Below are 15,320 nucleotides of genomic sequence, written 5' to 3' on the forward strand. Positions count from 1 at the left end.
AGGACTCAATGGGCATCGGGCGGCGGTGCGCTGTGGATAGGCTGCGAGAACGCAATACAGACAATCGCGACCACGAAGCACAGCGAAAGCGCGAAGAACGTATCGGAGAACGTCATCACGAGCGCCTCGCGCAGCACGAGCGCATGCAGTTGCGAGAGGCCCGCTTGCGCCGCGTCGAGCGTGTTGCCTGCAATGGCGGACCAGTGGTCCGTGCTTCCGGCTAGCAAGCTCTCGACTTGCGGCGCGCCGTGCACGACGCGCTCATTCAGGCGCAGATAGTGGAAGTTGAGCCTGTCGTTGAGCATGGTCGCGCTCACGGCAATGCCGATCGCGCCGCCCAGATTGCGCATCAGGTTGAAGAGACCGCTTGCCGACTTCAGCCGCGAAGGCGGCAGCGAGCCGAGCGACATGGTGACGATGGGCGGAATCGCGAACTGCTGGCCCACGCCGCGCAGCGCCTGGGGCAGCAGGAATTGCTGCCAGCCCCAGTCGTGCGTGAGCGGCACGTACAGATAGCAGCCAAGGCCGAAGCAAACGAGGCCGAACAGCATCAACACCCGCATGCTGAAGAAGCGCGTGGCATACGCGTAGGCGCCTAGCGCGAGCATCTGGAACACGCCCACCGAGAGCAGCGAAAGCCCGATCTGCAGCGAACTGAAGCCACGCACCTCGGCGAGAAAGAGCGGCGTGAGGAACACCGCCACGAAGATGCCGATGCCCGTGACGAACGAGAGCACACTGCCGATGCCGAAGTTGCGCACCGCGAGCGCGCGCAGATCGACGATGGGCTCCTGCGCCGTGAGCGCATGCACGATGAACAGAAAGCCGCAGATCGCCGAGATCCACGCGCAGGCCACGATGGCGTCGTCGCCGAACCAGTTCTTGCGCGGCCCTTCTTCGAGCACGTATTCGAGGCAGCCGAGAAAGGCGCACATCAGCGCAATGCCGATATAGTCGCCGCGCTTGATGAGCGCGAGATCGGGCTCGTCGATATGCACGTACTTCGGCACGAGCGCGGCCACGGCGATGCCGGGCACGAGGTTCAGATAGAACAGCCAGTGCCACGACCATTGGTCGGTGATCCAGCCGCCTATCACGGGGCCGAGCGTGGGCGCGAGCGAGGCGAGCGCGCCGATGGTCGTGGAGGCCACGATCCGCTGCTTGCCCGGAAAGAGCACGAAGGCCGTAGTGAACACGGTGGGAATCATCGCCGCGCCCAGCGCGCCTTGCAGCGCCCGAAACATGATCATCGAGTCGATGTCCCAGGCGAGGCCGCACAGCATGCTCGTCACCGTGAAGCCCACTGCCGAGGCCACGAAGAGCCAGCGCGTGGAGAACACCTTCGAGAGCCAGCCGGACATGGGGATCACCATGATTTCGGCGATCAGGTAGGCGGTCTGCACCCAGGACAGCTCGTCCTGGCTCGCGGAAAGCCCGCCGCCGATGTCACGCAACGAGGAGGCGACGATCTGGATGTCGAGCGTGGCCATGAAAAAGCCGATGCACATCAGCGCGAAAGCAAAGGCGCGCTGCGCCATGGGCTGCTCGTGCGGCGCAAGCGTGCGGTGCGCGGCGTGTGCCTCGCGCGCCTCGTGCGGCTCGTGCCCGGCCCGCACAGGCCGTACATCTATGGCGGAAGTCGTATCGCTCATGGCGTGCCACCCTGTTTCAATGCACGGCGTCAATCGACGGCGGCAGCGGTTTGCCCGCCATCGCGCAGGTGCACCGTCACCGTGGCGGAGAGGCCGGGCCGCAGCACGCCCTCCATGCCGTGCGGCACCTCCACGCGAATGCGCACCGGCACGCGCTGCACGATCTTCGTGAAGTTGCCCGTCGCGTTCTCGGGCGGCAGCACGCTGAAGGTCGCGCCCGTGGCGGGCGCAAGGCTCTCCACCGTGCCATGCAGCGTGCCGCTTGCGGCGTCGAGCGTGACGTCGGCGCGATCTCCCGCGTGCATCTTCTTGAGCTGGTCTTCCTTGAAGTTCGCGTCCACCCACAGGTCGGTGGCGGGCACCACCGTGAAGAGCGGCGCGCCCACGTTCGCGAGCATGCCCACGCGCGCCGTGCGGTTGCCGATGTAGCCGTCCACCGGCGCGCGGATCGTCGTGTATTCCACGTTGAGCGCGGCGAGGCGCCGGTTCGCCTCGGCCGTCGCCACGCGCGCCTGCGCATCAGCGATCTGCGCGGCCAGCACGTCGAGCTGGCGCTGCGCGGCCACCACCGATGCGCCGCTCTGCGCGACCGACGCCTGCGCCTTCGCGTAGTCGGCATCGGCGCGCTCGACCAGCTGGTTCGACACCGCGTCGTCTTTCACGAGCGCGCGATAGCGTGTCTGATCCTGCGCGCTGCGCGTGAGCTCGGCGTCCGAGGCGCGCACTTCGGCCTGGTGCTGGCCGATCACCGCGGCCTGCAGCGTGCGCTGCGCCTCGAGCTCCGTCACCGCGGCGCGCGCGCTCGCGAGCTCGGCGTCGGCCTGGGCGAGCTTCGCGTCATAGTCGCGCGGGTCGAGCCGCATGAGCACCTGGTTCGCGCGCACGCGCTGGTTGTCCTGCACGAGGATCTCGGCGACGAAGCCGCTCACGCGCGGCGCCATCACCGTGACGTTGCCGCCCACGTACGCGTCGTCTGTGGTCTGTATGAAGCGCAGCACGAAAAACCAGTAGCCGCCCGCCACCGCCAGCACGAGCGCCACCGCGCCGAGCGCGAGCGGCATCCAGGGCAGGCCCGCGCGCTCGCGCCGCGCCGCAACCGCGGCGGGAGTGGAAGGACTCGACATGTCGATCACCTGTGCATATGCACTTTCGAAGTTGAAAAAGCCGCCGTGCGATTGAAGCGGGTCATCGAAGAACACCGGGGGAGCTTCAGACGGCGCGCGCTGCGCAGCAGCGGACGCACCGCACGTAAACGTGCATATGCACATACTAGACGACGCGGGGCGCCGAAACAACCGTCGCGCGCGGCATCAAATTATGACCGCGGCGACAATAATCGCCCCTGCCTGGGCCCCTTTGCCTTCAATTTCCTTTCTGCGCCAGCTGGGTTGCGCCGCCAAAAAACTCGGTGGCGTGGTCAATGAAGGCGCGCACCTTCGCGGGCAGCAGCGTGCGCGACGCGTAGGCGAGGCGAAGCTCGATCTGTGCGTCGATGATGGGAAACTCCTCGAGCAGCGTGACGAGCCGCCCCGTCTCCAGTTCGCGCTGCACGAGCGGGAGCGGCAGGATGCCGATCCCGAAGCCTTCGAGCACCATCGCGCAGTTGAAGTCGGGATTGTTCGAGGCGATGTCGTACCTCATGCGCACGGTCACGTCCTCGTCGCCGGCGCGGAATGTGAGCGACGGCTTGCGCAGCGAAGGCGGCATGGGCACGAACACGTGCGATTCGAGATCGGCGGGATGGCGCGGTGTGGAGGTTGCCGCGAGATACGCGGGCGTCGTGGCGAGCGCGAGCGGGATGCGGTCGAGCAACTTGGTGACCGTGCCGTCGTTGTTGAGCATGAACGGCAGCACGAGCCCCAGGTCGAAGCCGTCCGCGACCAGGTCGACGGGACGCTCGGTCAACGTCACGTCGAGCGTCACCTTGGGATACGCGCGCTTGAAGCTGGCAATGAGCGGCACGAGCCGGTTCACCGCCGCCGTCGTGTGCGCGACGAGACGCAGCACGCCGCTGGGCTCGCGCGTCTGCTCGGTCGCGCCGGCCTCCAGCGCGTCGAGGTCGTCGAGCACGCGGCAGCAGCCGTCGTAGAAGCGCTCGGCGGCTTCGGTGAGCGAGACCGCGCGCGTGGTGCGATGAAAGAGCCGGCTGCCAAGGCGCTTTTCGAGCCGTGCGATCGCGCGCGAGACGACGGGCGTGGCGAGCCCGTGCATGTCCGCGGCGCGCGTGAAGCTGCGCGCCTCGACCACGGAACGGAAGATCCGCAGGGTGTCGATATAGTCCATGTCGAATGGAAATAGATTCAGTGCAGTAGCTGGAAGCCGCCTGTGAAGATGGCAGGAGCCGGCCGCGTCAAGGCGCGGGCGCGCCGAAGACCTCCGCGCAGAATGCGCGGCCGTCCTCGGAAAGGCTTGCGCTGCCGGTGCCGTCCTCGGCGAGCGTCGTCACCGCGAGGCCGCCGTCCACGAGGCCGGTGAGATGGCGGCGCAGGCCGCTCATCGGCACACCGGCCTGTTTCGAGAGCTTTGCGAGCGACCATGCGCGCCCCGGTGTTTCGCATTGCGCGCGCCAGAGTTGCTCGAGGATGGCCACCAGCGCCGGATCGATTTCGTCGCCGCTTTCCTCGCCGTCTTGCCGGTCGTTTTCATTGTTCATCTGTGTCTCCTCAGGCCATTTTCGCGGCCAGTTCGCCGAGGGTCTTCAACGCCGCCTCGGTCTGCGCGGTCCACGCATAGCTGTAGTTCAGGCGGATGTAATGGTGGAAATGGTTGCGCATCGAAAACATGTAGCCCGGCCCGATCGTGATGCCCTGCGCGAGCGCAGCCCGGTAGAGTTGCATCGAATCCACGCGTGGCGGCAGCTCGACCCACAGCACGTAGCCGCCCTGCGGGTCGGACGTGCGCGTGCCCGCGGGAAAGAACCGTTCGATCATCGCACGCATCAGGCGCGCCTGCTGGCGATAAAAGCGGCGCAATCGACGCAGGTGGCGGTCGTAGCCGTCGTGGCGCAGATAGTCGGCGAGCGCCACCTGCGGCACCGAGGGCGTGGTCAGCGTATTGAGGAACTTGAGCTTCTCGACCTGCGCGCGATAGCGCCCCGGCAGCGCCCAGCCGATGCGGTACGACGCCGACAAACTCTTCGAGAACGACGCGCAATGCAGCACGAGCCCGCGCGTGTCGAACTGCTTGAGCGACGACGGCCGCGTCGGCCCGAAGTAGAGCTCCTGATAGACGTCGTTTTCGATCACCGGCAAATCGTGCGCCTCGGCCAGCGCCACGAGCCGCCTCAAGTGCGCATCGGGCATGCGAAAGCCCAGCGGGTTCTGGAAATTCGGCATCACCATGCACGCGGCCACCTTCTTGCGCGCGAGCACGCGTTCGAGCGCGTCGAGGTCGATGCCGGTTTCAGGGTGCGTGCTCACTTCGATCGCGCGCATGCCGAGACGCTCGATCGCGTGCAGCATCGCGTAGTAAGTGGGCGACTCGACCACCACGGTGTCGCCCGGCTTCGCCACCGCCTGCAGGCTCAGGTTGATGGCCTCGGTCGCGCCCACCGTGATGACGATTTCCTCGGGATCGATGTCGGCGCCGTTCTCCGCGTAGCGGCGCGCGATCTGGCGGATCAGCCCGGGGTTGCCGGGCGGCAGGTCGTCGATCAGGTTCCAGCTCGCGTGGCGCCGCGCGATCGCGTTCGCGTACTGGTTGATGCGCCGCCACGGAAAGAGCGCCGGGTCCGGATACGGCGAGCCGAGCGGCACCGCGTCCTGCGCGACGATGCTGCGCAAGGTGGAGAGCACGAGGCGGCTCACGTCCACCGAGGCGGGCGCCGCATTGTGCACGGGCTCCATCGGCGCCTTCGCCGCGCGGGCATGGCGCCCCTTGCCGCCCTGCGGCGCGGGCTCCGCGCGCGCATTTCGCCCCTCGAGCACCACAGGACGCGCCTTCACGAAAAACCCCGACTGCGGCCGCGACTCGATCACGCCGCGGCTCTCGAGCAGCGCGTAGGCATGCACCACCGTCTTGATGCTCACGCCATGCTGCCCGCTCGCGCGCCGCACCGAGGGAATGCGCTCGCCCGGCGCGAACACGCCGCGCCGCACGGCGGCCTCGATGTCGTCGGCGAGTTGTTCGTAGCGGGGCACAGTCGGCGGGACAGTCACGGGCGGCGGGCAAAGCGAATCGGGCGATCCCGTGAGTCTATGTCAAATCGCCGTAACTGTATCCCTTGCTTTTTCGTTTTTCTGTGATCACCGGGCCTGCAGGAACACAGTAGTCTTCGCACATCGGCCGGCGCATCCGCGCCGTCCCTGCCTGACCCGATCCGAACGCAACATGAAAAAGCCGCAGCCCCGCATCGAGCCCTATCACCATCCCGCCGCCGGCTGGGGGGCGCTCAAGCAAGTCGCCATCAACCTCATCAAGGAGAAGGTGACGGGCGGCAACTACCGGACGCTGCTCAAGCAGAACCAACCCGACGGCTTCGACTGCCCGGGCTGCGCCTGGCCCGACCGCGAGCACGCCTCCACTTTCGAGTTCTGCGAAAACGGCGTGAAGGCCGTGGCCGCCGAGGCCACCAGCAAGCGGGTGACGCCGCAGTTCTTCGCGGAGCACACCGTCACCGGGCTGATGGCGCAATCGGACTACGAGCTCGAGCAGCACGGCCGCCTGACCGACCCGCTCGTCTACGACGCGAAGCAGGACCGCTACGTGCCGATCGCCTGGGACGACGCGTTCAGGCTCATCGCGAAACACCTGAACGCACTCGACGACCCGAACCGCGCGGCCTTCTACACCTCGGGCCGCGCCAGCAACGAAGCCGCGTTCCTCTATCAGCTGTTCGTGCGCATGTATGGCACGAACAACTTCCCCGACTGCTCGAACATGTGCCACGAGGCCACCAGCCGCGGCCTGCCGGGCACGGTGGGCATCGGCAAGGGCACGGTCACGCTCGACGACTTCGAGCACGCCGACACGCTCTTGATCTTCGGCCAGAATCCCGCCACCAATCACCCGCGCATGCTGGGCGAGCTGCGCGATTGCGCGAAGCGCGGCGCGACCATCGTCTCGATCAACCCGCTCAAGGAGCGCGGCCTCGAGCGCTTCGCGAGCCCGCAGCACACGCTCGACATGCTCTCGCCTTCAGGAGTCCAGATCAGCTCGGTGTTCATCCGCCCGCGCGTGGGCGGCGACTTCGCGCTCATCAAGGGCGTGGCCAAGCGCACGCTCGAGCTCGACGACGCCGCGCGCGCCGACGGTGCCGAACGCGTGCTCGACGTGGATTTCATCGCGGATCATACGGTGGGCTTCGAGGCCTTCGCCGCCGACCTGCGCGCCGAGTCGTGGGACACCATTGTCGCCGAGGCGGGCGTGCCGCTCGAAGAGGTGCTCAAGCTCGCCGATATCTACGTGAAGGGCAAGGCCGTGATTGCGACGTGGGGCATGGGCATCACTCAGCACAAGAACTCGCTCGCCACCGTGCAGCTGCTCTCGAACCTCATGATGATGCGCGGCAACATCGGGCGGCGCGGCGCGGGCCTGTGCCCCGTGCGCGGGCACTCGAACGTGCAGGGCGACCGCACGGTGGGCATCGAGGAGAAGCCGACCCAGGCGTTCCTCGAGCGCCTCGGCAAGGCCTACGATTTCGAGCCGCCGCGCGAGCACGGCTACGACGTGGTCGAAACGATCCACGCGATGCTCGAAGGCCATGTGAAGGTGTTCATCGGCCTGGGCGGCAACTTCTCGATCGCCACGCCCGACACGCCGCGCACGTGGGAGGCGATGCGCTCGTGCGCGCTCACGGTGCACGTGACCACCAAGCTCAACCGCAGCCATCTGATCCACGGCGAAGACGCGCTCATTCTGCCCACGCTCGGCCGCACCGAGATCGACTTGCAGAACGGCGTGCCGCAAGGCGTGAGCGTGGAAGACTCGATGAGCATGGTGCACATCTCGTACGGCATGAACCGGCCGGCTTCGCAGAATCTGCTTTCGGAAATCGCCATCGTCGCGCGCATGGCGCACGCCACGCTCGGTAGCGAGAAGGTGGACTGGCTCGGACTTGCCGCCGACTACGCGAAGATCCGCGACGGCATCGAAAAGGTCTTCGACGGCTTCGAGAACTACAACGAGCGCCTGAAGCACCCGGGCGGCTTCCACCTGGGCGTGGCCTCGCGCGATCGCATCTGGAAGACGCCGAGCGGCAAAGCGCAGTACGTGGTGCACGCCATCGCGCTCGATACGCCGATCCATCGCGCACGCGCCGCGCATGGCCAGCAGTTGATGACGCTGATGACCACGCGCTCGCACGACCAGTACAACACCACGATCTATGGTCTCGACGACCGCTATCGCGGCGTCTATGGCCAGCGCCGCGTGCTGTTCGCGAACCGCGAGGACATCGCGATGCTCGGCTTCGCGCCTGGCCAGCGCGTGGACATCACGAGCGTGTGGGACGACGGCGTGGAGCGCCACGTCGAGGACTTCCTGCTCGTGGAGTACGACATTCCGCGCGGCTGCCTCGGCGCCTATTATCCGGAGACGAATCCGCTCGTGCCGCTTTCGTCGATTGCCGATGGCGCGGGCACGCCCACGTCGAAGTCGATTCCGGTGTTGCTGAGCCCCACCAAGGCGAATGCTCGCGACGAAGCCATCGCGGCCTGAGCGCGGCGCTCAGGCGCCTTCGGCCATCGTGAGCAGCCTTTGCGCGACCGGCACGACCGCTTTGACGCGCTCGTGATCGCCAGCGCCGAGCGCGATCGACACAAAGCCGGTCGCCCATAGCGCCGCATAGAACGCCGCCGCGCGCAAGCGCTCGCCTTGCACATGCCAGCAACGCATCAACGCCTCGCCATAGATTCGGCCCGCTTCGCCCACGTCGGCTTCCAGATGCGCGAGCGTGACGCCCACCACCATCATCGGATCGCCGTAGCAGACACTATCGAAATCGATCAAGCCGCTCAGCTCGCCGCCGTCCACGAGCACGTTTTTCACGGTCAGGTCGTGCAGGAAGCAAACCGGCTGTAGTGCGGCGAAGTAGTCTTCCAGCGACGCACGCACGAGGGCAAGGCGAGCGCGGCAGTGGTCGAGCGGCGTCACATCCGGGCGGTCGCGCATGGCCGCAAGCGCCTCCTGTGGCATTGGCGCGCCGAATACTTCGCTCCACGCAGCATATTGCGCGCGCTCGCCGATTCTGGGAGCCCAGCCGAAGCGGCCGGTTTGCGGCACCGTCACGTGCTCGGCCACGCGATGCTGAAACGCCGTGACCGTCGATGCAATGCGCTCGGCTTGGGCGCGGCTCAGTTCCGCCAGCACGTAGTAGAGATCGCGGCCAGGCAGCCAATCGAGCACCACATACGCACCGCCTTGAGGCGTCGCTCCCTCGGCCAGCACCGTCTGCACCGGCAACCCGAGTGCGCGCAGCGTGGCGAGATTCGCGCGGGTATGCGCGAACGCGCGAGCATGGGCGCTGATTCTGAGCACCCGCGAGCGCCCATCCGGCATGTGCGCCCGATACACCTCATTGCCGCTTTGTGAAAGCGCTTGTTGTTCAAGTGAAAGCGGGCGCGCACCGAGTGCGTGTTGCGCCCACTCCGGCACAGCCGCGCCGTCAGTCTCTCCGCAATCGCCCATTTCGCGCCGGCTCCGTTCATCGGGAGCGGGAGATTAGGGCAATGTGGACACCACCGGCAACACAGCAAATATTTAGCGCGCTTAACGCCGTAACATTTGCGGCCCTGTACACGCAGCCGCGCATGCACGGCTGTCATCTGACGTAACACGCTGAAATACCAGGGCGCATGCGCTGCGCATTTCCGATGCACGCCAGCGCGAGCGCCGGCGCTCGCCGGCACGCTTTCATTTGCGCTGCAGACGCTTACGTTTTAACCCGCGAGCTTGCGGAACGTCTCGAGCACCGCGTCGCCCTTGAAAGGTTTCACGATCCAGCCGCGCACCCCCGCCGCCTTGCCGCGCTCCTTCATGGCGGGACTGCTTTCGGTTGTGAGCATCACGACGTTGACCGCCGCGTTGCCCAGCTCGCCGCGGATCTTCTCGACCATCGTCAGGCCGTCCATGTTCGGCATGTTCACGTCGCTCACCACGAGCTTCACGCCCGGATTCGTGCGCAGCTTCGCGAGGCCGTCCCTGCCGTCCACCGCCGTGTCCACGTCCAGACCGTTCTTGCGCAGGAAGCCCGCGACTTCGTCGCGCACCGTGCTTGAATCGTCCACTACCAGAATTTTTGCCATCTCGTTCTTTTCCTTCGCGCCCAGAGTGGCGCGCTTTACGTCGATATCGTCAAAACAATTCGAGTTCGCCCGCGCTTTCGTGCGTCTCGGCCAACGCCTCAGCAACGAAATCGAGCGGCACGTGCGTGCAGATGCACAGCGTCGCCCCCAGCCGCACCGCGCCGTCGATCGTGAGCGCGTACGACTTCACATGGTCCGGCTTCAGCTCGCGCAGATACGGCAGGCATTGACTGCCTAGCGCGTACGGCGTGGACATCCCCAGGTCGGGGAAATGCTCGACCAGTTGCTGGTTCATCGCTCCGCAGCAGAGGTTGCCGAACTCCATGAACGCATCCACCACGGCACTTTCGGCTCCGCCCACGTAGTACGCGCGCGTGGCTTCGTCATCCGTGACATGCAGCAGGAGCAGCAGCCGAAACTGCGTCGACGAGATCGTCAGCAGGACCACATGCTCGCCCTGCGATGCCTCGCCCGGTACAGGCGCGATCTCACATACATGCTGCGGATCGGTCACGAGGCGCGTGCGCGCCGCCGCAAAGAAAATCCGCTCGAAGCTATCCTTCGCGTGCGTGCCGATCATGCGTGCGCCTCCATGGACGCCTCTTCGAGCTGCGCGCGCAACTGCTGCGTGAGCGAATCCACGCTCGCGAGCGAGGCCGCGATCATCTTGCCGCCCGCCTGAATGTCCTGGAACGTCGCGGCAGTGATGAGGTCGTTGCGATTCAGGCTGTCGCGGTAGCTCTTCGAGAGTTCCTGCGAGCGCGTGGCGAGCGCGCGCACCTCGCCCGCGACGATCGAGAAGCCGCGTCCCGCCGCGCCCGCGCGCGCCGCTTCGATGGACGCATTGAGCGACACGATCAGCACATGGCTCACGATCGACGAGAGCTCCTGATTCTTCAGGTGCATGTCGTGGTTCTGCGCCATCAGCGAGATCATCTGCTCATGCCAACGCTCGAAGGTGGCCGACATCTGCTTCAGACGCGCGGCCTCTCCTGCAATGCGTTCGGCGCGTTGCCGTGCCTCGGTACTGCGCGCGCGCTCGGCGCCTAACGCCGCTTCCATCGCTTCGCTCACCCACTTGCGTTGCGCCAGGTCCGCGCGCAACGACTCGATCTGCGCGGCCAGCGCCTCATGCTCCCGCGCGGCGCTCTCTTGTGCCGCCTGCACGCGGGCCTCGGCCTGCGCGAGCGCCTCTTCTTGCTGCGCGCGCTGCGCCTCTTGCGCCTCGCGCCAGTGCGCACGCGAGCGCCATGAGCGTCCCGCTGCGCACAACGCCGCCACCGCGACGCCTGCCGCCGCGCCCATCAAATACGGTAAAACCACAGCTCCCCCCGCTATTCCGCCAGCACGGCTTCGCGCAATGCCGAGTGCTCCCCGGCGTACGCAACGGCACATGTCTGCGGCAAGTACACGATCGTTTCGAAGTGCCGATAATCGGCGCCCTGCCGGCTATCGGTAAAGCGCAGCTCTATACGGCCGCCCTTGCGCTCGAGGAAGTCGCGGACCGCATCCATACCCACGCCGCGCCCGGACACCTCGGTGACGCTGTGCGCCGTGGAAAAGCCCGCGTGGAAGATGAACGCGGCAACCGTCTCGTCGCTTACGCTCTCGTGCGCGCCCAGCCAGCCGCGCTCCACCGCGACGGCGCGAATGCGCGCGAGCGCGAGGCCACGGCCATCGTCGGCGAGCGTGATGCGCAGCGCGTCGTCGGCCATGCCCAGTTTGATGCCGATGTGTCCCGCCTCGTCCAGGCCCCGCGCGCGGCGCTGCGCCGGCATCTCGATGCCATGGTCGAGCGAATTGCGCAGCAAATGCGTGAAGACGTCGCTCACGGTGACGGCCGCATCGCAGCGCAGGCGGTAGCCGCCATCGTCGATACGCACGTGCGGCGCGACCTTGCCAAGCTCCTGCGCGAGCGAAGGCAGCGATTCGAGCACGCCCTCGAGCGCCTGCTCCACACTTTCGGTGCCGATGCCGCTCAGCACGCGGCGCAACTCCGTGCGCATCGCGCGCAGCGAAGCGATGTCGTGTTCGTTCGCGCTTTCCAGCAGGCGCAGGCCCGCATCGATCTGCTCGCGCCCGACGCCGTCAACCGCGCCAACTGCGCCACCGTCGCCCTGCGCGCGCGCACCGCGCCCGAGGCTTACTTCATTGAGCGTCGCGTAGTGATCGACGGCTTCACGCACGCGCTGCAAGTCGTCGATCAGCGCCTGCTGGTCCCAGTTGTGGCTCGACGCTTCGCGGCGCAGCGCGTCGTATCGCTGCTCCACCTCATGCACGACGCCCGTGAGATGCTGGAGGCTGTACGTGCGCGCGTTGCCCTTCACCGTATGCATGTTGCGGAACAGCGCGGCAACGGCATCCATGTCCGCGCAATCGTGCTGGCGAATGATGCGCTCGTTCTCGTGGATGAAGCCCTTCGAGCTTTCCACGAAGCGATGGAACTTCTCTTCGCTGACCGCGAGAATCTCGCCGATCATCTGCAGGCGGCGCTTCTGCTCGCCCGCTTCCGCCGCAAGCTCGCGCAGCTCGGTCACGTCGCGCACGCACAGCATGAGGCGCACGACCACGTCGTTTTCGTCGGTGATGGCCGACCAGCTCAGGTCGAGCACCTTCTTGCGGCCATCGGGCATCGTGCGCGTGATCTCGTTCACGAGCAGATGCTGATTGAACGCGAAATTCACGTCGTCTTCGCCCAGGCACGCATGCACGGCGGCGTCGATCTGCGCGAGCGTGTCGGCGTCCAGCTCCGTGTGCGAGAACACGAGGTCCATGAGCGGGCGCCCCGCAATCTCGCGGGTTTCGAAGATCGCTTCGAGGTAGGCCGAATACTCGTTGTGCACGCTCGCGCCTTCCACGACCGTGAGAATGCCTTGCTGCATGTTCTGCAGCATCGCCTGAATATCGGCGGTCTTGCGCTTGAGCTGGGCGGAGCTATGCTGGATCTTCTCGATCATGCCGTTGAACGCGACGATCGAGCGTCCGATTTCGTCCATGCGGCCCACCGGCACGCGGCGCGTGAAGTCCTGGCTCGACGCGATCTCGCTCATCATTTCCTGCATGCGCGAGAGCGGCCGCGTGATCTGGCGATACAGCAGCGCGCCGATCAGCGTGAGCAGCAGCACCGCGCCGCCCGTCACGCCGGCGATGGCGCTCGTGGTGGTGTCGAGCATGCCGTTGAGCGCCTCGATGGCGGCGTCTTTCTGGCGGTTCTTCTCCACGCGCATCGTGGTGACGATGCCTTCGAGTTCGTCGCGATACTGGGCGACGTTGGCGAAGAGATAGGCCTGCGCGAGCGCGTTCTTGCCGGCGGCCTTCATGTTGGCCGTTTCTTCGATGGCGTTGAAGTAGTTCGCGATGCTTTCCCGCGCCTGCTCGACGAGCCCGTCCTGCGCGTGGCTCGCGGCGGCCTGGCGCTGCACGTCGAGCGCGGCGCGCAGCGCGGCTTCCTTCTTCTTGAGCTCGTCCTGCGCCAGTTGGGCCGTGGTCGCATCGGGCGCGTAGACGAGCGTCATCGTCGCGAGCTGCACGTCTTTCACGAGCGAAACGAGATCGGAGGAAGCCAGCGCGCTAGGCACGACGCCTTGCGTGACCTGATGGACGTCGGTGGCGCTGCGGCGTGTCTGATAGACCGCGTAGCCGCCAATGGCGGACAACGCGACGAACATCAGCACGATGAGTAGCGTGATGCGGTGGCGAATGGTCATGTCGAAATCCCCGGGCCTTCGCCGTGCCGGACGCGCTATGGTTGCGCGACTCGTGGCACGAAAGGCCAATTTATTCGGGGGGCATTATCGACGTTCATGTATGACGAAATGATGAACGGACTTGCTTCGTGCGCTGACGCACGGACGCTGCGTGCACGATATGCGCAGCGCTCAGTCGAGCATCAGGACCATGAGTTCTTCGTCGAAATATTCGCCGTCGATGCACAGGGCGCGCGGCTCGGTGCCGTAAACGGTGAAGCCGAGTGAGCGGTACAACGTTTGCGCACGCGGATTGCTTGCGCCCACGGACAAGTGGACCTGTTCGACGCCGCTCGTTCGCGCATGCTCGACGGCCCGCTCCATCAAGCGCCGCGCGACGCCTGCGCGCCGATACGCGGGCTCGACGAACACGCCCCAGATGAGCGACTTGTGCGCGAGCTTCTGGCGCGCCTCGCGCCGCCAGCCCACGATGCCCACCAGCGCCGCGCCGTCGATGGCGCCGAATACGGCTTGCTGATCGGTCTCGCGCACGCGCACGATGTTTTCTTCGCGCGACCAGCGCGCTTCTTCCTCTCGCGTGGGCACGATGCCAAAGGGGGTATCGACGGTGGCCTGCAGGCGCAGGGCGTGGAAAGCATCTATGTCGTCTTCGGTGAGTGTGCGGATCGTGAGCGCATTGGCATTCATGGGCGTTGCTGTGCGGGATAAAAGGGGATCGAAGCACGACGCTAACACGATTGCGGCATACGGCTTCGCATAGTGGCCTCGCCGGTCTGCGTTAATATGGCCATTCGATTCTTCGCGCTGTAACGCCACCGAGGCCCACCGTGCCGCAACCGACCGACTCCACGCCCGCTTTCTGGCGCGACAACGCTCTCCCGTTTATCGAAGTGCGCGCCATTGCCGATGGCCGCAAGCTGCGCTACGGGCGTCATGCGCACAGCACGTTCTCGATTGGCGCGGTAACGGGCGGGCGCAGCACTTATTCGAATGGCAATACGCTCGAGCATGTGCATGCGGGCGCCGTGGTCATTGTCAACCCGGACGTTGTGCATGCATGCAACCCTGCCGCCGACGAGGCTTGGGCCTATCGCATGTTCTATCTCGATGCGGACTGGCTTGCGGAGCTTCAGCGTGCGCAGGGCTTCGGCACGCAGGGGGGATTCGTTCCGTTCGGGCAGACGCTCACGTGGCGCGCCGATTTGTTTGCGGGGCTGAATGCGCTGTATGACGTGCTCGTGAATCCGGGCGAAGACGTGCTGCGCAAGGAAAGGGCCGTCGTGCAGTACTTTATGGCGCTTCAGCAGGCGCTCAATCCTGCGCCGGGTGCGAATGCGCCGCGTGAGCAGAACCAGCGGCTCGTGCGGGCCGCTGAATTTATCGATGGCAATTACACGCGCACGCTCAAGCTCGAAGAGATCTGCGCGGCAGCGGACCTGTCGCCTTCGTATCTGATTCGCGCGTTTCGTGAGCAATATGGCATGACTCCGCATGCTTATGTGGTGAACCGGCGTATTGAGTTTTCTCGTGCGCAGTTGCGGCGCGGTCATGCTATTGCGGACGTTGCCGTCGAGGCTGGGTTTGCTGATCAGGCGCATCTGCAGCGGGCATTCCGGCAGTTTGTGGCGGCTACGCCGGGGCAATATCGAGGGTAGGTTTTGGTGGGGTTTATGGCGATTTGTGCCTTAACTTGTTTTCGCGGCGGGCCGCAGGCGTTG

The 15,320-nt window shown here is 66.0% G+C and carries 13 protein-coding genes; 2 read left to right on the plus strand and 11 right to left on the minus strand.

Going from position 1 to position 15,320, the window contains the following annotated elements; genetic code table 11:
• Positions 1-5 precede the first annotated feature (5 nt).
• The 5 genes from BO1_RS54580 to BO1_RS38700 form a co-directional block, all read right to left on the minus strand.
• Positions 6-1,538, minus strand: coding sequence for a DHA2 family efflux MFS transporter permease subunit (locus BO1_RS54580; protein ID WP_043288426.1), 1,533 nt, complete (start codon positions 1,536-1,538; stop codon positions 6-8).
• Positions 1,539-1,681: 143 nt separating this feature from the next.
• A complete protein-coding gene (locus tag BO1_RS38685) occupies positions 1,682-2,776 on the minus strand; it encodes an HlyD family secretion protein (RefSeq protein ID WP_028222157.1) in 1,095 nt (364 codons plus the stop codon).
• A 238-nt stretch (positions 2,777-3,014) separates the two neighbouring features.
• Positions 3,015-3,935 carry a LysR family transcriptional regulator gene (locus BO1_RS38690; RefSeq protein WP_028222158.1) on the minus strand — a complete coding sequence of 307 codons (921 nt, stop codon included), beginning with the start codon at positions 3,933-3,935 and terminating at the stop codon, positions 3,015-3,017.
• Between the two features lie 67 nt (positions 3,936-4,002).
• The gene (locus BO1_RS38695; protein ID WP_043288421.1) at positions 4,003-4,305 is read right to left on the minus strand and encodes a helix-turn-helix domain-containing protein; all 303 of its coding nucleotides are present in this window, start codon (positions 4,303-4,305) and stop codon (positions 4,003-4,005) included.
• 10 nt (positions 4,306-4,315) lie between these two features.
• Positions 4,316-5,791: an aminotransferase-like domain-containing protein gene (locus BO1_RS38700; protein WP_043288423.1), complete on the minus strand. Its 1,476-nt coding sequence runs from the start codon at positions 5,789-5,791 to the stop codon at positions 4,316-4,318.
• A 190-nt stretch (positions 5,792-5,981) separates the two neighbouring features.
• On the opposite strand from BO1_RS38700, the gene BO1_RS38705 reads away from it, so the two are divergent.
• On the plus strand, positions 5,982-8,309 hold the full coding sequence (locus BO1_RS38705) for an FdhF/YdeP family oxidoreductase (protein WP_028222161.1): 2,328 nt from the start codon (positions 5,982-5,984) through the stop codon (positions 8,307-8,309).
• A 9-nt stretch (positions 8,310-8,318) separates the two neighbouring features.
• Here the strand turns inward: BO1_RS38705 and BO1_RS38710 are convergent, their stop codons facing one another.
• From BO1_RS38710 to BO1_RS38735, 6 genes are all read right to left on the minus strand, one after another.
• Entirely contained in the window at positions 8,319-9,278 is a 960-nt protein-coding gene (locus BO1_RS38710; protein WP_084688577.1) for a phosphotransferase family protein, read from the minus strand.
• 251 nt (positions 9,279-9,529) lie between these two features.
• Positions 9,530-9,895 (minus strand): response regulator, encoded by a 366-nt coding sequence (locus tag BO1_RS38715; RefSeq protein ID WP_028222163.1) that lies wholly within the window; start codon positions 9,893-9,895, stop codon positions 9,530-9,532.
• Between the two features lie 49 nt (positions 9,896-9,944).
• Entirely contained in the window at positions 9,945-10,475 is a 531-nt protein-coding gene (locus tag BO1_RS38720) for a hypothetical protein (RefSeq protein WP_028222164.1), read from the minus strand.
• On the minus strand, positions 10,472-11,218 hold the full coding sequence (locus tag BO1_RS38725; RefSeq protein ID WP_028222165.1) for a methyl-accepting chemotaxis protein: 747 nt from the start codon (positions 11,216-11,218) through the stop codon (positions 10,472-10,474). The genes BO1_RS38720 and BO1_RS38725 overlap by 4 nt, the downstream gene beginning before the upstream one ends.
• Before the next feature lie 11 nt (positions 11,219-11,229).
• Complete coding sequence (locus BO1_RS38730; RefSeq protein WP_028222166.1) at positions 11,230-13,602, minus strand: ATP-binding protein; 2,373 nt, start codon at positions 13,600-13,602, stop codon at positions 11,230-11,232.
• Positions 13,603-13,773: 171 nt separating this feature from the next.
• Positions 13,774-14,289, minus strand: a complete 516-nt coding sequence (locus BO1_RS38735) for a GNAT family N-acetyltransferase (protein WP_028222167.1) — start codon at positions 14,287-14,289, stop codon at positions 13,774-13,776.
• A gap of 140 nt (positions 14,290-14,429) precedes the next feature.
• Between BO1_RS38735 and BO1_RS38740 the strand changes: the two genes are divergently transcribed.
• Positions 14,430-15,257: a helix-turn-helix transcriptional regulator gene (locus BO1_RS38740; protein ID WP_028222168.1), complete on the plus strand. Its 828-nt coding sequence runs from the start codon at positions 14,430-14,432 to the stop codon at positions 15,255-15,257.
• Positions 15,258-15,320: the final 63 nt, after the last annotated feature.

The organism is Paraburkholderia oxyphila NBRC 105797, assembly GCF_000685075.1.
Lineage (GTDB): Bacteria > Pseudomonadota > Gammaproteobacteria > Burkholderiales > Burkholderiaceae > Paraburkholderia > Paraburkholderia oxyphila.